This window comes from Streptomyces sp. NPDC003300 (assembly GCF_040610915.1).
In the GTDB taxonomy this organism is placed as follows: Bacteria; Actinomycetota; Actinomycetes; order Streptomycetales; family Streptomycetaceae; genus Actinacidiphila.
Genome location: NZ_JBEXNE010000001.1, coordinates 299,291 through 319,308 on the forward strand (window position 1 = coordinate 299,291; position 20,018 = coordinate 319,308).

Below are 20,018 nucleotides of genomic sequence, written 5' to 3' on the forward strand. Positions count from 1 at the left end.
CCCAGCGGCACCCTCCGTACACTGTGCGGATTGTTCACCGACGGGGAGGACCACGGCCGTATGCGCCGCGTCACCGCAATCACCACCGCTCTGCTGACCGTCACGCTCACCGGGACGGCCCTGGCGGGCTGTTCGTCGTCGGACTCGTCCGACGAGAGCGCCAAACCGTCCGCGTCGGCCGGGACACCGTCGGCCACGCCGACGACCTCGCCGGTGCCGACGAAGACCGCCAACGGCAGGCTGGACTACACCGGGGACACCACCGGGACCGCCCTGTTCACCTCGGCGATCTCCTGCGAGGTCGTGGCGGGAAGGCTGGTCGGGGTGACCGCCCCCGACAGGACGGACGCGTCGGCGCCGAAGTCCCCGTCGTTCATCGCGACGACCGGCGGCGTCCAGAAGCTGGCGATGCTCCAGCCGACGGCCACCGACTCGTACTCCCAGCGGTCGTCCGGCAGTGTGACGGCCGCCAAGAGCGCCGGGACCTGGAAGGTGACGGTGAAGGACCTCGTCATCGCGGGCAACCACGGCGACGACAGGAAGTCGATCACCGTCAACGGCTCCCTGACCTGCACCAAGCTCACCGGTCAGTGAGTCGGTGCGCCGGTGCGCCGGTGCGCCGGTGCGCCGGTGCGCCGGTGCGCCGGTGCGGCCGTAATGCCGTGATGCCGTGATGCCGTGAGTCAACGCGCGGACAGCCCGTGCGGCCCGTCATCCTCCGGGACCGGGCCGCACAGGTGCACGCCGCAGGGGCGGCTCACCCCACCGAGGAGTACGCGACGACCCCGCGTCGCAGCCCGTCGACCGCCCGGCGGGCGTTGCGGCGGACCGGGCTGCCCTCCGGAGCGGCGTCGCTGATCTGGCCCAGGACGTCGATGAGCTGCTTGCACCAGCGGACGAAGTCACCGGCGGGCATGTCGGCGTCGGAGAGGACCGCGTCCAGGCCGTGGCCCGAGGCCCAGCGGTAGGCGGGCCAGGCGAAGCCGAGGTCGGGCTCGCGCTGGCCGACGCCCTCGGCCTGGTTGATGTGGTGGGACTCCTCCAGCGCGTCGAGACGGCCCCAGATACGGACCATCTCGCCGAGGGCTTCCTTCGCGTTGCCGGTCGGCAGCTTGGGCGCGACGGCGTCGTCGGCCTGCCGGGTCTCGTAGACCAGCGCCGAGGCGCAGGCCGCCAGTTCGGCCGGGCCGAGGCCGTCCCAGACGCCCTCGCGCAGGCATTCGCTGGCGAGCAGGTCCAACTCGCCGTAGAGCCGGGCGAGCCGCCGCCCCTCGGGAGTGACCTTCTCGGCCTGGAGATAGCCCAGTTCGGTGAGCAGCGCGCAGATCCGGTCGAAGGTGCGGGCGATGGTGTTGGTGCGGCCCTCGATGCGCCGCTCCAACTGCTGGGTGTCGCGCCGCAGCCGGTGGTAGCGCTCGGCCCAGCGGGCGTGGTCCTCGCGCTCCTCGCAGCCGTGGCAGGGGTGCGCGCGGATCGCGGTACGCAGCCGGGAGATCTCGGTGTCGTCGGCCGCGGCGGCCCGCTGCTTGCGGTGCCGTGAGGGTGCGGCCCAGCCCGCGGTGCCCGCCTTGGAGCGCATCGCGGAGGCGAGGTCGCGCCGGGACTGCGGGCTGCGCGGGTTGAAGGACTTGGGGATCCGCATCCGGTCCAGCGCCTCGACGGGAACGGGGAAGTCTATCTGCCCGAGCCGCTTGACCTGGCGCTCCGCGGTGAGCACCAATGGGCGCGGGCCGTCGGCGAATTCCTCGTTGCGATGCGGGTGGCCGTTGGAACGGCCCGCGGGGACACCGGGTTCCAGGACCAGCGCAAGCCCGGCGTACTTGCCCGCGGGGACGTGGATGATGTCGCCCGGCTTCAGCTTCTCCAACGCGTCGGAGGCCGCGGCGCGGCGCTGCATCGCGCCCTGCCTCGACAGTTCCGACTCGCGTTCCTTCAGCTCCCGCCGCAGCCGCATGTAGGCGTCGAAGTCGCCGAGGTGGCAGGTCATCGACTGCTTGTAGCCGTCGAGCCCTTCCTCGTTGCGCTGCACCTGCTTGGAGATGCCGACCACCGAGCGGTCGGCCTGGAACTGCGCGAAGGACGTCTCCAGCAGCTCGCGCGAGCGGTGCCGCCCGAACTGCCCCACGAGGTTGACCGCCATGTTGTACGACGGCTTGAAGGACGACCGCAGCGGATACGTACGGGTGCCCGCGAGTCCGGCGACCGCGCCCGGGTCGAAACCGCGCTGCCAGAGCACCACGGCGTGGCCCTCGACGTCGATGCCCCGGCGGCCCGCGCGGCCGGTGAGCTGGGTGTACTCGCCGGGGGTGATGTCGGCGTGGGTCTCGCCGTTCCACTTGACGAGCTTTTCCAGCACCACGGAGCGGGCGGGCATGTTGATGCCGAGCGCCAGCGTCTCGGTGGCGAAGACCGCCTTGACCAGGCCCTTGACGAAGAGCTCCTCGACGACCTCCTTGAAGGTCGGGAGCATGCCCGCGTGGTGGGCGGCGATGCCGCGCTCCAGGCCCTCGAGCCATTCGAAGTAGCCCAGGACGTGCAGATCCTCGTCGGGGATGGCGCGGGTGCGCTCCTCCACGATGGCGCGCACCTGGGCGCGCTTGTCCTCGGTGTTCAGCCGCAGGCCCGCGTAGAGGCACTGCTGGACGGCGGCCTCGCAGCCCGCGCGGCTGAAGATGAAGGTGATGGCGGGGAGCAGTCCTTCGTTGTCCAGCCGGTCGATGACCTCGGCGCGGCTGGGCGTCCACACCCGGCTGCGGGCGCGCCGCTCCCGCTCGCGGTCGGCCTCGCGGCCGCGCTTGGCCCGCGGGTGGTAGCTGCGCTGGTTCTCCATCCGCGCGAGCCGTTCCAGATCGGCGTTGACCTCGCGGCGGCCCTTGCCGTCGGTGGCGCCGGCCTTCTCCTCGAAGAGGTCGTACATCCGGCGGCCGGCCAGCACGTGCTGCCACAGCGGGACCGGGCGGTGCTCGGAGACGATGACCTCGGTGTCGCCGCGGACGGTGTCGAGCCAGTCGCCGAACTCCTCGGCGTTGGAGACGGTCGCGGAGAGCGACACGAGGGTGACGGACTGCGGGAGGTGGATGATCACCTCTTCCCAGACGGCGCCGCGGAAGCGGTCGGAGAGGTAGTGCACCTCGTCCATCACCACATAGCCGAGGCCGTCGAGGGCGGCGGAGCCGGCGTACAGCATGTTCCGCAGGACCTCGGTGGTCATGACGATCACCGGCGCGTCGCCGTTGACGCTGTTGTCACCGGTCAGCAGGCCGACCTTCTCGGCGCCGTAGCGCTTGGCGAGGTCGCTGTACTTCTGGTTGGACAGGGCCTTGATGGGCGTGGTGTAGAAGCACTTGCGGCCCTCGGCGAGGGCGAGGTGGACGGCGAACTCGCCGACGATGGTCTTGCCCGAGCCGGTCGGAGCGGCGACGAGGACGCCGCTGCCCGCCTCCAGCGCCTGGCACGCCTCGACCTGGAAGGGGTCGAGGCCGAACTCGTACATCTCACGGAACTGGGCGAGGGCCGTTGCGTTCTCCGCTGCGCGGCGACGGCTGGCGGCGAAGCGCTCGGCGGGCGACATCTCATCGAGCGCCATCTCATCTGCGGACTTCTCATCGGTCATCTTGGCTCCGAGCCTACCCGCCACCACTGACACGGCACGTGATCTTTATTGCCGCTATACCCGTCGAGCGGCCGGATCAGGCCCGCCGCGCCGCCCGGATCAGGCCCGCCGCGCCGCCCGGATCAGGCCCCCCATGGGGCACCGCGCACCCGCGCGGCAACCGGCTCAGACCAGCAGCCGTACGGCCTTCGGCACCGTCTCGGCGACCAGTGGCAGCGGCCCGATCCGCTCGCCGTCCGCGTAGCCGGTCACGCCCTGCGCCGGGTCGACGTCCAGCCGGACGCGGGCCGCGCGGTGCACGGTGACGACCGGGTGGCTCGGGTGGGTGCCCCGGTAGACGCGGGGAAAGACCCGCAGCAGGGTGGTGCGGCTGCACGGGCCGACCACGCACACGTCGAAGAGCCCGTCGTCCATCACCGCGTCCGCGCAGATCCGCATGCCGCCGCCGTACGACGAGCCGTTGCCGACGGCTATCAGCGTGGCCTCGATCTGCCGTTCCGGCGCGTCGTCGAAGGTCACCCGGTACGGGATCGGCCGCAGCGCCGCCAGCTCCGCGAGCATCGCCAGGTCGTAGCGGAAGCGGCCCACGGGCCAGCGCATACGGTTGCCGCGGTCGTTGACCCGCGAGTCGAAGCCGGAGGCGAGGACGGTGCCGAACCAGCGCTCCCCGGTCCTGCCCAGGTCCAGCGCCCGGCTGCGGCCGTCCCGCAGCGCCTCGGCGATGCCCGTACCGGCCGCGGCGGCGTCCCGGACCGGCAGGCCGTTGACCCGCGCGAAGTCGTTGCCGGTGCCGACGGCGACCACGCCGAGCGGCGTGTCGGTCCCGGCGACCGCCTGGAGGGCCAGCGAGACCATGCCGTCACCGCCGACCGCGACCAGCGCCCCCGTACCGCTGTCGACAGCCTGCCGGGCGCGGGCCAGCGCGTCGGCCGCGTCCTCGCCCACGACGGTACGGACGCCGTAACCGGCTTCGCGGAGCGCGTGGGCGGCGGGCTGGGCGGCGCGGGCGCCCCGGCCGCGTCCGGCGACGGGATTGACGAAGAGGGTGATCTCGCTGGTCACGCGCGGACCCTACCGGACGGCCGCCCCCCACCAGTAGCGGTGGGGGGCGGCGGTGTCAGGGGCCGGCCGGGCGGCCGTGCGCTCAGGTCGCGTCGTCGTAGCCGTCGTCGACGCGCTCGCCGGTCCGGTCCTCGTACGGCTCGGCGGCGATCTGCTCCGGGACGTGGTCCAGGGTGGACGCCTCGTCCGGGTCGAGGGCGTAGTCCGGGTTCGCTTCGAGTCGGCGCTTGCGGCGGCTGTCGTTGAAGAAGCAGATGCCCATGGCGACGAAGTACAGGAAGACGATCGGCGCGGCCAGCAGGCACATGGTGAGCGGGTCGCCGGTGGGCGTGGCGACCGCGGCGAAGACGGTGATGCCGATCACCATGCCGCGCCACCAGCCGAGCATGCGACGGCCGCTGACCATGCCGGTGAAGTTGAGCAGCACCAGCACCAGGGGCAGTTCGAAGGCGAGACCGAAGACGATCACCATGCGGACGACGAGGTCGAGGAAGTCGTCCAGGGCCAGCAGGTTGGTGGTGTCGTCCGGCACGAAGCCGATCATGATCCTGGCGGTCTGCGGCAGGATCGCGTAGGCCAGCCAGGCACCGGCGAAGAAGAGCGGGACGCCCGCGCCGACGAAGCCGAGGGTGTACCGCTTCTCGCTGCGGTGCAGACCGGGCGCGAGGAACGCCCAGAGCTGGTAGAGCCAGACCGGCGAGGCGCAGAGGATGCCCGCCATCAGCGAGACCTTCAGCGCGATGGAGAAACCGCCGAGCAGACCGTTGACGGTCATCTGGGCGCAGGGCTGGCCGTTCTTCTGGTGCGTCGCACCGTCCACACAGCCGACCGACTTGAGGATCGGGTGCTGGAAGAAGTGAATGATGTCCTTGTAGACGAACGCAGCCACGATCGTGACGGCCAGGATCGCCAGGACGGACTTGGCCAGCCTGTTGCGCAGCTCACGCAGGTGGTCCGCGAGGGGCATCCGCCCCTCGGGGTCCTTCTCCTGCTTGCGGGCAGTCTTGAGCACCCACGTCCTCGTCTCGTGCGGCAGCCGCCCGGCTCGCGGTCGGCTTCGTCCTTCAGCAGAGGGTCAGGTCAGGCCCGGGGCGTGCGGTCCGCCGGCTCGGAGACCGGACGGGCGCTCGTGGTGTCGCCGGGCGCGGCCTGGATGGTGCGGGGTGCGGCCTGCTCCTGGGGAGCCGGGGCGGCGGTGGACTCCGCGGTGCCGGAGTCGTCGTTCTTCATCGCCTTGGCCTCGCTCTTGAGGATGCGCGCCGACTTGCCGAGCGACCGGGCCATGTCGGGCAGCTTCTTCGCGCCGAAGAGCAGGACGACGACGAGAAGGATCAGGACGATCTCTAGGGGCTTGAGATTGCCGAGCATAAAATGTCTACCTTCTCACCGGTGGGCGGCGTGTTCCGTGACTGCGAGGGCGTGGCGCTCGCGCGTCCGCTTCCGCAGGTGCACGACGATTCGGGCAGGTGCCCGGCCGCCGCGCTGGCTGTGATCGTATCGTGCACCGGTGAACACCGGGGAATGCCCCGGAATCCGCCGGATTGCGACCCTCGCCGCGCTCGTGAGTACGGGCCGCCCGGTCAGCGTACCCCGCGTTCGCGGCCTCGCGGCAGGCTCAGCTTCTGGAGATCTGCCCGGCACGCTCGCTCAACGGGCGGGCGGCGCGCTGCAGACGGTCGCCCGCGGCGGCCAGCGCGTCGGTGGCCGCGGCCACCTGCCGGGCCAGTTCCTGGACGGCGGCGAAGACCCGGACCGCCAGCACCCCGAGCACCAGGAGTCCCGCGGTCGCCAGGCCGACGCAGAGATAGAGCCACCACATGGGCCGCGAGCCTACCGGTTCCGTTTCCGCGCCGACGCCACCCGTACCTGCCTGTTCCGTACCGGCCTGTTCCGTACCGGCCTGTTCCGTACCGCCCCCCCTGCGCACCGGCCCTGTCCGCGACCGCCCGACGTGAACACCCGTCAGGGGGCGTGGAGCCGCATCGTGCGGACCCCGCCGACCGTGAGCAGTTCGACGATCCGCTCCCCCGCCGGTTTGCGGACGGCGGTGTCGCATTCAGGGCAGGTGAAGGAGTAGAAGGTCGTACGCGCCGAGCCGCCGATCGCCAGCAGCAGCGCTCCCGCGGACAGTTCGAAGCTGGTGCGGCAGTGCGGGCAGCCCGCGCGGAAGAGCACGGGCATGGTCATGGGCGCGCAGCCGGACGCCGTGGCCGTCATCGTGATGTCCTCTCACTCCCCGTAGGCGGCGAGCGCCAGCACGGCGGCGTCGCGCGCGTCCCCCGCCAGTTCGGGGGGCGACACGATCCGGCCGTCCTTGCCGAGCCGCAGCGCGAGCCGCCGCAGCGACCCGGGGTCGGGGGTGCGCAAGGTGATGCGCAGGCCGCCGTCGGGCTGCTCCTCGGCACTGTCGTGCGGATAGTATTCCGCGACCCAGCGCCCGCCGGGGCCCACTTCGATCACTACCTCGGGGTCGTCGCCCGCGGGCTGGACCAGGCCCTGCGACAGGTCGCGCGGCTGGAGCCGCGGCGGGTCGGACGGCTCGTCCAGCAGCCGGATCTCCTCGACCCGGTCCAGCCGGAAGGTGCGCCGGTCCTCCGAGAGGCGGCACCAGCCCTCGAAGTAGGTGTGGCCGACGGCGAACAGCCGGATCGGGTCGACCTCGCGCTCGGTCAGCGCGTCCCTGGCGGGCGAGTAGTAGCGCATCCACAGCCGCCGCCGCTCGGTGATCGCCCGGTCCACGGTGGCGAACACGCTGCCCTCGGACTCGAAGGTCACCGAGAGCTGCGCGCTGGCCCCGGCCGCCTCGCCCGCGGCGGCCTCCAGCTTCGCCCCGGCACGCAGCAGCGCCTGCCGGTCGCTGTCCCGCAGGCCCGGCAGATTGGCCACCGCGCGGGCGGCCACCAGCAGCGCGGTGGCCTCGTCCGCGGCCAGCCGCAGCGGCTGCGCCACGTCGTCCGCGGTGCCGGGGTTGTGCCACCAGATCCGCTCGCCGTCGGTGTCGATGTCCAACAGGTCGCCGCCGCGGAAGCTGGTGCCGCACAGCGGCAGCACATTGAGGTCGCCGATCAGCTCGGCCTCGGTCACCCCGAAGGCCCGTGCCACCTCGCTGACCCGTGCTCCGGGCCGCTCCCGCAGATACGTCACCAGGGACAGCATCCTGCGCGTCTGGTCGATCGCGTTGCTCACGCCGCCGTCCCCCGCCTGTTCTTCGCTTCGGTGCCCGCCCGGCGCAAGGCCGCGGCCGTCGTCCTGGTCCGCCGCCCTGCGGCCCCGCGTGCGTCGCTCACGTCGGCCACGTCAGCCCTTCGCCACGGCGCGCAGCCGGTCCAGTACGTCCGTGCGCAGCTCCTCGGGCGCCAGGACGAGTACGTCGGGGCCGAACTCGGCCAGCCAGGCGTCGAGTCCGTGCCCGTACGGGATCTCCAGCTCGTCCCAGTCGGCGTCCACCGGGGTGGTCGTCACGGCGCGGGAGCGCAGCGGGTAGCCGCTGTCGCGGCGCAGCCGGATGCGGGCGGTGGCGGTGGCGCCCTCGCCCGCCCAGCGGGCCACCGCCTCGCGGACGTCGACGTGCGCGGGCACCTCGGTGGTGAAGGCGCCGCGGGCGCGGACCTTGCCGCTGATCCGGGAGAGCCGGAAGACGCGGACGGCGCCGCGGTCGCGGTCCCAGCCCGCCACGTACCAGTGGCCGCGCCAGCACTCCAGCGCCCACGGCTCGATCTGCCGCGGCTCCGGCCGCGCGGCGTTGGCCTTGCGGTACTCGAAGGAGACGGCGCGCCGCTCGCGGGTGGCGAGCATCAGGGCCTCGAAGGCGGGTTCCGGCGTGGGGATGCGCGGTTCGAGGGCGCTGTGGGTGTCCTCGTACGGGACGCCCGCCGCGCGCAGCTTCTGGAGCGCGCCGCTGGCGGCCTCGGCGAATCTGGCCTGCTGCCAGACCTTGGCGGCCAGCGCGAGCGCGGCGGCCTCCTCGGGGTCGAGGGCGATGTCGGGCAGCCGGTTGCGGTCGCGCCGCGCCAGGTAGCCGAACTCGCCGTCGATGCTCTCCACCGTGTCGATGACCAGACCCAGCTCGCGCAGGTCGTCCTTGTCCCGTTCGAACATCCGGTTGAAGGAGTCGTCGGAGGTGACCTCGTGGTACGCCTCGATGGAGCTGCGCAGCTCGCGTTTGCTGACCGGCCGCCGGGTGTTCATCAGGCACAGTGCGAGATTCATCAACCGCTCAGCCTTGGCAATCGCCATCCCGCACCCTTCGTTCGGCTCTCGTCGCCGACCGTACCGCTCCGAGGTCCCGCGACAAAAGCCGAGGAGCCCCGGCCTGGCAGGCCGGGGCTCCTGTGACGGCTGTGCGGACGGGCCCGATCAGACGGCGACGAGGTCGCAGACGAAGATCAGGGTCTCGCCGGGCTTGATCGCGGCGCCGGCGCCGCGGTCGCCGTAGGCGAGGTGCGCGGGGATGATGAGCTGGCGGCGACCGCCGACCTTCATGCCCTGCACGCCCTGGTCCCAGCCGGCGATGACCTGTCCGACGCCGAGCTTGAACTGGAGCGCGGAGCCGCGGTTCCAGCTCGCGTCGAACTCCTCGCCGGAGGAGAAGGCCACGCCGACGTAGTGGACGGAGACCGTGTCCCCGGCCTTGGCGACCGGGCCGTCGCCCTCCCAGATGTCCTTGATCTCCAGGTCGGCCGGCGGCTCGCCGCCCGGGAAGTCGATCTCGGGCTTCTCGATGCTCACTTCAATGCTCCTTGTGCGTTGCGGGCAACCTGGACAGTCTTACAGAATCGCCAGGATGTCCAAGGAGAAGACCAGGGTGGCGTTGGCCGGGATGTTGCTGCCGCTGGGCGGCGTGGCACCGTAGGCCAGGTCTCCGGGGGTCACCAGCATGACGCGGCTGCCCGCCTTCTTGCCGACCAGGCCCTCCTGCCAGCCCTTGATGAGCTGCGCGAGCGGGAAGGCGGCGAGCTGACCGGCGGTGTAGCTGGCGTCGAACTCCTTGCCGCCGTCCCACAGCACGCCCTTGTACTGGAGCAGCAGCGTGTCGGTGGCCTTCACCGCGGCGCCGTCGCCCTCCAGGATGTACTCGGAGACCAGCTTGGTCGGCGCCTTGACCTTGGGCACCGTGATGCTGGGCGCCTTGCCGTCGGTGTTGGTGCCGACCTTCGGCAGATTCGCGTCGTTCTGCGGGACGGCCTTGCCCTTGGCGGAGCTCTTGGCGTTGTAGGTCGCCAGCACGTCGATCACGAAGACCAGCGTGTCGGTGCCCTTGATGCCCGCCTGGGAGTTGCCCGAGGTGCCGTAGCCCAGGGCCGGCGGGATCGCCATCTCGACGCGGCTGTTGACCTTCTGGCCGACCAGGCCCTTGTCCCAGCCGGGGATGACCTTCCCCTGGCCGATGACGTTGGTGTACGGCGCGCGGCCGTAGGAGGTGTCGAAGACCTTGGCGGTGTCCCAGATCTGGCCGAGGTAGTTGGTCGTGACGTAGTCGCCCGCGACGATGGCGGCGCCGTCGCCCTGGATGACGGTCTTGACGGCCAGGTCGGTGGACGGGGTGCCGGTGCCCTTGGCGACGGTGGGCTTCTCGCCGAACTTGGTGCCGCCGGTGATGTCCGGTACGGGGCCCGCCACGATCTTCGTGCTGGGCGTGGCGGACGCGGACGGCGAGCCCGAGGTCGAGGGGGATTCGGATGCCGCCGGGTCGCTCTTGCTCTTGCTGTCGTCGCTGCCACAACCGGCGGCGGTGAGCATGAGCGCGGGCACGGCGAGCAGTACGGAGCGTCGGCGCACGGATGTCCTCGGTTCGGATCGGGTTCGGGAACGGCGGCTGGATGCCGTCCCACACCCTACGGCGTGCCACAGGCCCCGTACGAGTTCTGCACGGGGCCTGTGTGCCGTCTGTGACGCCGGGTCATGGCGTGCGCCGGTACGTCTAACCGACAGGTCGTACCGGGATGTCACGCCGCCGGTAGGACATATCGGCTCGCGTACCGGCCTACATACCTGCGATGAGCTTCTCCACCCGGTCGTCGACCGACCGGAAGGGGTCCTTGCACAGCACGGTGCGCTGCGCCTGGTCGTTGAGCTTCAGGTGCACCCAGTCGACGGTGAAGTCGCGGCGCTGTTCCTGCGCGCGGCGGATGAAGTCGCCGCGCAGCCGCGCCCTGGTGGTCTGCGGGGGCACCGACTTGGCCTCGAAGATCTTCAGGTCGGTGCAGATCCGCTTGGCCTGGCCCTTGCGTTCCAGCAGGTAGTACAGGCCGCGGCGGCGGTGGATGTCGTGGTAGGCGAGGTCGATCTGGGCGACCCGGGGGTGGGACATCGTGATGTTGTCCCGGTTCCGGTAGCGCTCGATGAGCTGGTACTTCATCACCCAGTCGATCTCGGTGCCGATCCGGGCGAGGTCGCCGCTGCCGATGGAGTCCAGGGTGCGGCCCCACAGCTCCAGGACCTGCTCGATGACACCGCTGCGGATGCCGCGGCGCTCGCAGAACTCGACGGCCTTGGAGTAGTACTCCTGCTGGATGTCCAGGGCGGACGCCTCGCGGCCCGAGGCGAGCCGGACCTTGCGGCGGCCGGTGATGTCGTGGCTGACCTCGCGGATGGCCCGGATCGGGTTCTCCAGGGTCAGGTCGCGCATCACGGTGCCCGCCTCGATCATCCGCAGGACGAGGTCGGTGGCGCCGACCTTGAGCAGCATCGTGGTCTCGGACATGTTGGAGTCGCCGACGATGACGTGCAGGCGCCGGTAGCGCTCGGCGTCGGCGTGCGGCTCGTCGCGGGTGTTGATGATCGGACGGGAGCGGGTGGTGGCGGAGCTGACACCCTCCCAGATGTGCTCGGCCCGCTGGCTCACGCAGAAAACGGCGCCGCGCGGGGTCTGGAGTACCTTCCCCGCGCCGCACAGAAGCTGCCGGGTGACGAGGAACGGAATGAGGATGTCGGCGAGCCGGGAGAATTCCCCGTGCCTGGCGACCAGGTAATTCTCGTGACATCCGTAGGAGTTGCCGGCCGAGTCGGTGTTGTTCTTGAAGAGGTACACATCGCCTGCGATGCCCTCTTCGTGAAGGCGCCGTTCGGCGTCCACGAGAAGGCCCTCAAGGATGCGTTCGCCGGCCTTGTCGTGCGTGACGAGTTCGGTGACGTTGTCGCACTCGGGAGTGGCGTACTCCGGGTGCGAACCGACGTCGAGATAGAGGCGGGCACCGTTGCGGAGGAAAACATTGCTGCTCCGGCCCCATGACACGACACGGCGGAAGAGGTACCGCGCCACCTCGTCAGGGGACAGACGCCGCTGTCCCCTGAACGTGCATGTGACGCCGTACTCGTTCTCCAGCCCGAAAATGCGGCGGTCCATGTCTGAACATTACGCCTGATGCGTGGTGCTGAAACGAGGTTCGACCGCTCCGTTTCGATCTTTTTCGGAGGGGCTCCGGAGGTTTGGCGGCGTCAGGATTCGGCCGGTGCACAGCAGGACGAGCATCGCGACCGCGCCGCCCGCGCCCGCGACCCCGAATCCGGCGGCCGTTCCGCCGTGTTGGGCGGCGACTCCGGCGGCGGCCGTGCCGAGCGCCGCGCCGACCCCGGCGGAGGTCACCACCCAGGAGAACGCCTCGGTGACGGTGCCGGCCGGGGCGTGTCGGTCGACCACGAGGAAGCCGCAGGCCAGCGCCGGTGCGAGGAAGAGTCCGGCGAGCGCGGCCAGCGGCAGCATCCAGGGCAGGCCCGGCACCAGCGCCAGCGGCGGGTAGCAGAGGGCGAGGCCGACCGAGAGCAGCCGCAGGCGGCGCTCGGGCACGCCGGACCAGACGCGGGCGCCGTAGGTGAGGCCGCCGACGAGGGCGCCCGCGCCGTTGGCGGCCAGAACGTACGCGGCGACCGGGCCGCCGCCGTGCGCGTCGCCGTAGGCCACGGCGGCCAGCGAGACGGCGCCGAGGGCGATGCCGACGAAGAAGAAGGCGCCGAGCAGGACGGCGAGGCCCGGTGAGCGCAGCGCGCCGAGCCAGTGGGCCTCGTGCGGGACGGCCCGCCACTGCCGGGAGGGCCGGGAGGTCACCACGACGAGGGTGCCCGCGACGCCGAGTGCGCCGGTGACGATCAGGGCGACGGCCTGCGAGGCGGCCGAGACGATGACGGTCACCAGCAGCGGCCCGAGGGTGAACAGCACCTCCTGCGCGGCGGCGTCCAGCGCGTACGCCTTCTGCACCCGCTCCTCGTCGCCCAGCACGGAGGCCCACAGGGCCCGCAGGCCGCCCTCCAGCGGCGGTGTGGCGACCCCGGCCAGGACGACGGCGGCGACGGCCAGCGGCAGCGGGTCGGGGCCGACGGCCGCGAGCAGTCCGAAGCCCGCCGCGGCCAGCAGCGCGGCGGCGGTCATCACCCGCGGCTGGCCGCGCCGGTCGACGGCCCGGCCGAGCAGCGGCTGCCCGATGGCGACGGCGGCGCCGTAGATCGCGGACAGGGTGCCCGCGAGGCCGTATCCGGCGCCCTCGGAGCGCGCGAAGAGCACGATGGCGAGCGCCGCCATGGCGTTGGGCAGCCGTCCGAGGAGGGTCCCGCCGAGCAGCCGTGCGGCGTGCCGTGTACGCAGCAGGTCCCCGTATCCCGCGGTCCGCCCAGCCATCCCGGCCCCTCTCCCCCGGCGGTCCCCGGTGCCTCGCCGCCGTGACCGGCGGGTCACGGGCCGCGACCCGCACCGCGACCCGAAGGCCGCGACCGCTCACGTGTTACGTATAACGTCTACGGTCATACGTACCATGTCGGCAGTCGGCGGGTCCACCCGCAGGAGCGAACGGGAAGGGTGCGGAAGGTTGACGGGGAGTACGCGGCCGACCTCTCGTGACGTCGCGCGGGCGGCCGGAGTGTCGCAGGCGACGGTCTCGCTCGTGCTCGGCGGGAAGTGGCACGGCCGGGTGTCGGAGCGGACGGCGCACGCCGTGCGGGACGCGGCGGGGCGGCTCGGCTACCGGCCGAATCTCGCCGCCCGCAATCTGCGGCTCGGCCGCACCCGGACGGCCCTGATGGTGGTGCCCGCGCTCACCAACGAGTACTTCGCCCGCGTCTACACGGGGGCGGCGCTGGTCGCCGCCGAGCACGGCTTCGGCGTGGTGCTCTACCCGTCACCCGACGGCGTCGGACCGGCCCGCGACCCCTTCGGCTCCGCCCGGGCGGCCATCGACGGGGTCATCGCCTCCTCGATGGCCGCGGACGCCCTGACCGGCATCGGCGGCGGTGAACTGCCGCTGGTGATGCTGGACAGCGGTCCGGCGGCGCCGGGCGGTCCCCCCACGGTCGACCTGGCGGTCGGCGACGGATTCCGGCAGGTGGTGCGCCACCTCGTCGCGCTCGGGCACCGGCGGATCGCCCATGTCGCGGCCGACATCGACAGTTGGACGTTCCACGAGCGCACGCGGACGGTCGCGGCCGAGCTGGCCGCGGTTCCCGGAGCGGAACTCACCTCCGAGCGCTGCTCCCTGGACGTGGACGCCGGTCGCTCCGCCGCCCTGCGCGCTCTGCGCGGGCCGGGCCCCCGGCCCACCGCCCTGCTGTGCGACGACGACATCCTGGCCGCGGGGGCGTGCAAGGCCGCCAGGAGCCTGGGGCTCCGGGTGCCCGCGGACCTGTCCGTCACCGGCTTCGACGATCTGGCGTTGGCCACCGCGCTCGATCCCGAGCTGACCAGCGTGCGGCTGCCCGCCGAGGCGGTCGGGGACCGCGGTATGACCGCGCTGCTCACCCTTCTCGACGGGGGCTCCGTCGGGCCGGTGGAACTCCCCGTCGAACTCGTCGTCCGCGGCTCCTCGGCCCCGCCGCCGGCCTGATCCCTCGCCAGGTCACCGCCCGCCCCCCGCGGGGGGGCGGGCCGCGCCCGTGCGGGGCGCTACTCCTCCTCGTCCGAAGGGTCGTCCGTGGTGGCCGTCGAGGCGGACTCGGTCTCCAGCAGGCGGGAGAGCTGGCGGCCGAGGATGCGCTTGAACTTGCGCTGCTGGGGGCGGGTGCGGTCGAGGACGGCGACCTCCAACTGCTCGGCGGTGAGCTGGCGGTCGCTGCCGTTGTTGTCGCGGCCGAGGGATTCGACGGCCAGCGCCAGCGCCTCGGCGAGCGTCATGCCGTCGCGGTGCCGCTGGTCGAGGTAGCTGCCGATCTGGTCGGAGTTGCCGCCGACCGCGACCGCGCCGTGCTCGTCGACGATCGACCCGTCGTGCGGCAGCCGGTAGATCTGGTCGTCCTCGGGGGCCGAGCCGACCTCCGCGACGATCAGCTCGACCTCGTAGGGCTTCTCCCCCACGCTGGAGAAGATGGTGCCCAGGGTCTGCGCGTAGACGTTGGCCAGCCCACGGGCCGTCACGTCCTCGCGGTCGTAGGTGTATCCGCGCAGATCGGCGTAGCGCACGCCGCCGATCCGCAGATTCTCGAACTCGTTGTACTTCCCGACCGCCGCGAAGGCGATCCGGTCGTAGATCTCGCTGACCTTGTGGAGTGCGCGGGACGGGTTCTCGGCGACGAAAACGATGCCGTCGGTGTACTGGAGCACGACGACGCTGCGGCCACGCGCGATGCCCTTGCGGGCGTACTCGGCGCGGTCGGCCATGGCCTGCTGAGGTGAAACGTAAAAGGGCGTGGACACCGGCTAACCGTGCCTTTCTGCTGTCGGCTCTGAGGGATGCGTCGCTTGACCGGTTCTCAACTGACCGGCTCTCAGAGCACTTCGGCCCGCGGGCCGTCGGGGTGCTCCAGACGTCCGTCCAGCACGGCGCGGGCGATCTCGGAGACCTCGGCCTCGCTGAGCCTGCGGAAGCCCTCTTCGGTGATCACCGCGACGATCGGGTAGATCCGCCGGGTGATGTCGGGGCCGCCGGTGGCCGAGTCGTCGTCCGCGGCGTCGTAGAGCGCCTGGATGACGGCGGTGGCCAACTGACGCTCGGTGAGGTCGCTGCGGTAGAGCTTCTTCAGCGAGCTGCGGGCGTAGACCGATCCGGAGCCGGTCGCGGTGAAGCCCACGTCCTCGCTGCGGCCGCCGGTCACGTCGTACGAGAAGATGCGGCCCTTCTCGCGCTCGGTGTCGTATCCGGCGAAGAGCGGGACGACGGCCAGCCCTTGGAGCGCCATGCCGAGATTGCCGCGGATCATGGTGGACAGCCGGTTGGCCTTGCCCTCCAGGGACAGCGTCGCCCCTTCGATCTTCTCGTAGTGCTCCAGCTCCAGTTGGAAGAGCTTGACCATCTCCACCGCGAGGCCCGCGGTGCCCGCGATGCCGACCGCCGAGAACTCGTCGGCGGGAAAGACCTTCTCGATGTCGCGCTGGGCGATGACATTGCCCATCGTGGCCCGCCGGTCACCGGCGAGGATGACCCCGCCGCTGAAGGTGGCGGCCACGATGGTGGTGCCGTGCGGGAGTTCGACGGCGCCCTTGACCGGCGGGAGCGACCGGTTGCCCGGCAGCAGCTCCGGCGAGTGGTCGCCCAGGAAGTCCAGGAAGGAGGAGGATCCCGGCGTCAGGAACGCCGCCGGGAGCCGTCCGGTGCCATACGTGCCGGCTGCCACCTACTCGCCGCCCTTCTGCACGAAGGAACGCACGAAGTCCTCGGCGTTCTCCTCGAGTACGTCGTCGATCTCGTCCAGCACCGAGTCCACGTCGTCGGAGAGCTTCTCCTGGCGCTCCTTGAGGTCGTCGGCCGCCTGGGCGTCCTGCTGGACCTCCTCGACCTCCTCCGTGGAACGCGTCGCCTTCTGCTGTCCGCCGTCGGTGTCCTTGGTAGCCATGTCCCTCACCCCGCTATTCCGTGCGCTCGGTTGACTGCCTACAAGATCAGACCCTACAAGCAGGGCCCGACATCAGCGCTCGATTACGTCAACGTACGAGTGCCACTGGGTTGTTTCCCGGTTCTGGACCGTTTCAGCCGCGGATCAGCCGCCGGAAAGGATCCGTACCAGGTCCTCCGCCGTGCGACAGCGGTCCAGCAGCTCCTTCACGTGCTTGCGGGTGCCCCGCAGCGGCTCCAGCGTGGGAACCCGCTGGAGCGAGTCCCGGCCGGGCAGATCGAAGATCACCGAGTCCCAGGAGGCGGCGGCGACGTCGTCCGCGTACTGTTCGAGACAGCGCCCGCGGAAGTACGCCCTGGTGTCCTCGGGCGGCTTGGTGGCGGCCCTGACGACATCGGGCTCGTCCAGCAGCCGCCGCATGCGGCCGCGCTCCACCAGCCGGTTGTAGAGGCCCTTGTCGGGGCGTACGTCGGCGTACTGGAGGTCGACCAGGTGCAGCCTGGCGGCGTCCCAGCCCAGGTTGTCGCGGCGCCGGTAGCCCTCCAGCAGCTCGCGCTTGGCGATCCAGTCCAGCTCGCCCGACAGGCTCATCGGGTCGTTCTCCAGCCGGTTGAGCACGTCCTCCCAGCGGGCCAGCACATCGCGGGTCTGCGGGTCCGCGTCGACGCCGTAGCGCTCCTCGACGTATTTGCGGGCCAGCTCGAAATACTCCATCTGGAGCTGTACCGCGGTCAGCGTCCGGCCGTTACGCAGTGTGACGAGCTGTCGCAGTGCGGGGTCGTGGGAGACCTCGTGCAGGGTGCGGACCGGTTGGTCGACGGCCAGGTCCACCTTGATGAAGGAGTCCTCGATCATGGAGAGCACCAGCGCGGTGGTGCCCAGCTTGAGGTAGGTCGAGATCTCGGAGAGGTTCGCGTCGCCGATGATCACATGGAGCCTGCGGTACTTCTCGGCGTCGGAGTGCGGTTCGTCGCGGGTGTTGATGATCGGGCGCTTGAGGGTGGTCTCCAGGCCCACCTCGACCTCGAAGTAGTCGGCGCGCTGGCTGATCTGGAAGCCGTCCTCACGGCCGTCCTGGCCGATGCCGACCCGGCCCGCGCCGGTCACGACCTGGCGGGAGACGAAGAAGGGCGTCAGGTGCCGCACGATGTCCGAGAACGGGGTCTCCCGCTTCATCAGGTAGTTCTCGTGCGTGCCGTAGGACGCGCCCTTGTTGTCGGTGTTGTTCTTGTAGAGGTGGATCGGCTGCGCGCCGGGGAGCTGCGCCGCCCGCAGCGCCGCCTCGGCCATGATGCGCTCGCCCGCCTTGTCCCACAGCACCGCGTCCCGCGGATTGGTGATCTCGGGCGAGGAGTACTCGGGGTGCGCGTGGTCGACGTACAGCCGCGCGCCATTGGTGAGGATCACATTGGCCAGGCCGATGTCCTCGTCGGTGAGCTGCGTGGAGTCGGCCGAGTCCCGGGCGAGGTCGAAGCCCCGGGCGTCCCGCAGCGGGTTCTCCTCCTCGAAATCCCAGCGGGCCCGCCTGGCCCGGTGCATCGCCGCCGCGTAGGCGTTGACGATCTGGGACGAGGTGAGCATGGCATTGGCGTTGGGGTGGCCGGGGACCGAGATGCCGTACTCCGTCTCGATGCCCATTACTCGCCGTACGGTCATGCGGCCCTCCTTGCCCGGCTCCGGCCCGTGCTGAGCCGGAAACACACCGGCTGCGGGTACCCGCTGTGGGGACCCGCAGCCGGAGGGTAGTGCTTACAGATACTGTCCCGTGTTCGCCACGGTGTCGATGGAGCGTCCGGTGTCCGCGCCCTGCTTTCCGGTCACCAGGGTGCGGATGAAGACGATCCGCTCGCCCTTCTTGCCGGAGATACGGGCCCAGTCGTCGGGGTTGGTGGTATTGGGCAGGTCCTCGTTCTCCTTGAACTCGTCCACACAGGCGGCGAGCAGGTGGGAGACGCGCAGGCCGCGCTGGTCGTGGTCGAGGAAGTCCTTGATCGCCATCTTCTTGGCCCGGTCGACGATGTTCTGGATCATCGCTCCGGAGTTGAAGTCCTTGAAGTAGAGGACTTCCTTGTCCCCGTTGGCGTAGGTGACCTCCAGGAAGCGGTTCTCCTCCGTCTCGGAGTACATCCGCTCGACCACCGACTGGATCATGGCGTCCACGGTGCCCGCCTTGGATCCGCCGTGCTCCGAAAGGTCCTCGGTGTGCAGCGGCAGGGTGTCGACCAGGTACTTCGAGAAGATGTCCTTGGCCGCTTCGGCGTCGGGACGCTCGATCTTGATCTTCACGTCCAGGCGGCCGGGCCGCAGGATCGCGGGGTCGATCATGTCCTCACGGTTGGACGCGCCGATGACGATGACGTTCTCCAGGCCCTCCACACCGTCGATCTCGGCGAGGAGCTGCGGGACGATGGTGTTCTCCACGTCCGAGCTGACACCGGATCCGCGGGTGCGGAAGAGGGATTCCATCTCGTCGAAGAAGACGATGACGGGGGTGCCCTCGCTCGCCTTCTCCCGCGCACGCTGGAAGACCAGGCGGATCTGCCGCTCGGTCTCGCCGACGTACTTGTTCAGCAGCTCGGGACCCTTGATGTTGAGGAAGTAGCTCTTGCCCTGCGGCTGCCCGGTGACCTCGGCGACCTTCTTCGCCAGCGAGTTGGCGACCGCCTTCGCGATGAGGGTCTTTCCGCAGCCGGGAGGGCCGTAGAGCAGCACGCCCTTGGGCGGGCGCAGTTCGTACTCCTTGAAGAGTTCGGCGTGCAGATAGGGCAGCTCCACCGCGTCGCGGATCTGCTCGATCTGGCCGCCGAGTCCGCCGATCTGGCGGTAGTCGATGTCGGGCACCTCTTCGAGGACGAGCTCTTCGACCTCGCTCTTGGGGACCCGTTCGTAGACATAGCCGGAGCGCGGTTCCAGCAGCAGGGCGTCGCCGGTCCGCAGGGCGCCGTCGAGGAGAGGTTCGGCGAGCCGTACCACCCGCTCCTCGTCGGTGTGTCCGATCACCAGGGCGCGCTCGCCGTCCTCCAGGACCTCCTTGAGGGTGACGATGTCGCCGACGCGCTCGAACTCCATCGCCTCGACCACATTGAGCGCTTCGTTGAGCATCAGCTCCTGTCCGCGCCTGAGGTCTTCGAGGTCTACGGCCGGGCTGACGTTCACCCGGAGCTTGCGCCCGCCGGTGAAGATGTCGGCCGTGCCGTCGTCATTGGCCTGAAGGAATACGCCGAAGCCGGCAGGTGGCTGCGCGAGCCGGTCGACTTCCTCCTTGAGGGCCACGATCTGGTCGCGGGCCTCCCGGAGGGTGTTCGCCAGCCGTTCGTTCTGCGCGGACACACCTGCCAGGTTGGTCTGCAGCTCGACGATCCGCTCCTCGAGAATCCTCGTGTGCCGCGGAGAATCGGCGAGCTTGCGTCGCAGGACGGCGATCTCCTGCTCAAGAAAGGCGACCTGGCTCATGGGGTCTTCCGAACCACGAGCGGGTCGGCCGCCACGGTTGTAGTCGTCGTCGTGGGCCGCCACGGTCCTCACCTCCTCCAAGGGGAGCTGGACGTTTCCAGACCCTACCTGGGCCGGTAGGGGTGTAAACCCCTAGATC

Annotated in this window: 19 protein-coding genes; 2 read left to right on the forward strand and 17 right to left on the reverse strand. The window is 70.8% G+C overall.

Annotation, left to right across the window (positions count from 1 at the left end):
* Window positions 1-30: 30 nt before the first annotated feature.
* Window positions 31-594 (forward strand): hypothetical protein, encoded by a 564-nt coding sequence (locus tag ABZX65_RS01095; protein ID WP_355332969.1) that lies wholly within the window; start codon window positions 31-33, stop codon window positions 592-594.
* A gap of 163 nt (window positions 595-757) precedes the next feature.
* Here the strand turns inward: ABZX65_RS01095 and ABZX65_RS01100 are convergent, their stop codons facing one another.
* The 12 genes from ABZX65_RS01100 to ABZX65_RS01155 all read right to left on the reverse strand — a co-directional run bounded on the left by ABZX65_RS01100 (window position 758) and on the right by ABZX65_RS01155 (window position 13,286).
* A complete protein-coding gene (locus tag ABZX65_RS01100; RefSeq protein WP_355332972.1) occupies window positions 758-3,613 on the reverse strand; it encodes a DEAD/DEAH box helicase in 2,856 nt (951 codons plus the stop codon).
* A gap of 165 nt (window positions 3,614-3,778) precedes the next feature.
* Entirely contained in the window at window positions 3,779-4,675 is an 897-nt protein-coding gene (locus ABZX65_RS01105; protein ID WP_355332974.1) for a diacylglycerol kinase, read from the reverse strand.
* Between the two features lie 82 nt (window positions 4,676-4,757).
* Complete coding sequence (gene tatC, locus ABZX65_RS01110; protein WP_355332976.1) at window positions 4,758-5,687, reverse strand: twin-arginine translocase subunit TatC; 930 nt, start codon at window positions 5,685-5,687, stop codon at window positions 4,758-4,760.
* A gap of 68 nt (window positions 5,688-5,755) precedes the next feature.
* A complete protein-coding gene (gene tatA / locus ABZX65_RS01115; RefSeq protein WP_188282996.1) occupies window positions 5,756-6,043 on the reverse strand; it encodes a Sec-independent protein translocase subunit TatA in 288 nt (95 codons plus the stop codon).
* 247 nt (window positions 6,044-6,290) lie between these two features.
* Window positions 6,291-6,494, reverse strand: a complete 204-nt coding sequence (locus ABZX65_RS01120; protein WP_355332978.1) for a hypothetical protein — start codon at window positions 6,492-6,494, stop codon at window positions 6,291-6,293.
* A gap of 143 nt (window positions 6,495-6,637) precedes the next feature.
* A complete protein-coding gene (locus ABZX65_RS01125; protein WP_355332980.1) occupies window positions 6,638-6,892 on the reverse strand; it encodes a hypothetical protein in 255 nt (84 codons plus the stop codon).
* A gap of 12 nt (window positions 6,893-6,904) precedes the next feature.
* The gene (locus ABZX65_RS01130) at window positions 6,905-7,831 is read right to left on the reverse strand and encodes a WYL domain-containing protein (protein WP_355333585.1); all 927 of its coding nucleotides are present in this window, start codon (window positions 7,829-7,831) and stop codon (window positions 6,905-6,907) included.
* A gap of 141 nt (window positions 7,832-7,972) precedes the next feature.
* Entirely contained in the window at window positions 7,973-8,911 is a 939-nt protein-coding gene (locus tag ABZX65_RS01135; RefSeq protein WP_355332982.1) for a WYL domain-containing protein, read from the reverse strand.
* Between the two features lie 120 nt (window positions 8,912-9,031).
* Window positions 9,032-9,403: an FKBP-type peptidyl-prolyl cis-trans isomerase gene (locus ABZX65_RS01140; protein ID WP_188282992.1), complete on the reverse strand. Its 372-nt coding sequence runs from the start codon at window positions 9,401-9,403 to the stop codon at window positions 9,032-9,034.
* A 39-nt stretch (window positions 9,404-9,442) separates the two neighbouring features.
* Window positions 9,443-10,453, reverse strand: a complete 1,011-nt coding sequence (locus ABZX65_RS01145) for an FKBP-type peptidyl-prolyl cis-trans isomerase (protein ID WP_355332984.1) — start codon at window positions 10,451-10,453, stop codon at window positions 9,443-9,445.
* Between the two features lie 205 nt (window positions 10,454-10,658).
* Complete coding sequence (gene pafA, locus ABZX65_RS01150) at window positions 10,659-12,020, reverse strand: Pup--protein ligase (protein ID WP_355332986.1); 1,362 nt, start codon at window positions 12,018-12,020, stop codon at window positions 10,659-10,661.
* Between the two features lie 9 nt (window positions 12,021-12,029).
* Complete coding sequence (locus ABZX65_RS01155) at window positions 12,030-13,286, reverse strand: MFS transporter (protein WP_355332988.1); 1,257 nt, start codon at window positions 13,284-13,286, stop codon at window positions 12,030-12,032.
* Between the two features lie 133 nt (window positions 13,287-13,419).
* Between ABZX65_RS01155 and ABZX65_RS01160 the strand changes: the two genes are divergently transcribed.
* Entirely contained in the window at window positions 13,420-14,484 is a 1,065-nt protein-coding gene (locus tag ABZX65_RS01160) for a LacI family DNA-binding transcriptional regulator (protein ID WP_355332990.1), read from the forward strand.
* A 59-nt stretch (window positions 14,485-14,543) separates the two neighbouring features.
* Here ABZX65_RS01160 and prcA read toward each other — a convergent pair whose 3' ends face one another.
* The 5 genes from prcA to arc all read right to left on the reverse strand — a co-directional run bounded on the left by prcA (window position 14,544) and on the right by arc (window position 19,942).
* Window positions 14,544-15,290, reverse strand: a complete 747-nt coding sequence (gene prcA / locus ABZX65_RS01165) for a proteasome subunit alpha (protein ID WP_188282987.1) — start codon at window positions 15,288-15,290, stop codon at window positions 14,544-14,546.
* 71 nt (window positions 15,291-15,361) lie between these two features.
* Window positions 15,362-16,207 (reverse strand): proteasome subunit beta, encoded by an 846-nt coding sequence (gene prcB, locus ABZX65_RS01170; protein WP_355332993.1) that lies wholly within the window; start codon window positions 16,205-16,207, stop codon window positions 15,362-15,364.
* Window positions 16,208-16,426, reverse strand: coding sequence for a ubiquitin-like protein Pup (locus ABZX65_RS01175; protein ID WP_188282985.1), 219 nt, complete (start codon window positions 16,424-16,426; stop codon window positions 16,208-16,210).
* A gap of 144 nt (window positions 16,427-16,570) precedes the next feature.
* Window positions 16,571-18,082: a depupylase/deamidase Dop gene (gene dop / locus ABZX65_RS01180; RefSeq protein WP_355332996.1), complete on the reverse strand. Its 1,512-nt coding sequence runs from the start codon at window positions 18,080-18,082 to the stop codon at window positions 16,571-16,573.
* A 93-nt stretch (window positions 18,083-18,175) separates the two neighbouring features.
* The gene (gene arc, locus ABZX65_RS01185) at window positions 18,176-19,942 is read right to left on the reverse strand and encodes a proteasome ATPase (RefSeq protein ID WP_355332999.1); all 1,767 of its coding nucleotides are present in this window, start codon (window positions 19,940-19,942) and stop codon (window positions 18,176-18,178) included.
* Between the last annotated feature and the right edge of the window lie 76 nt (window positions 19,943-20,018).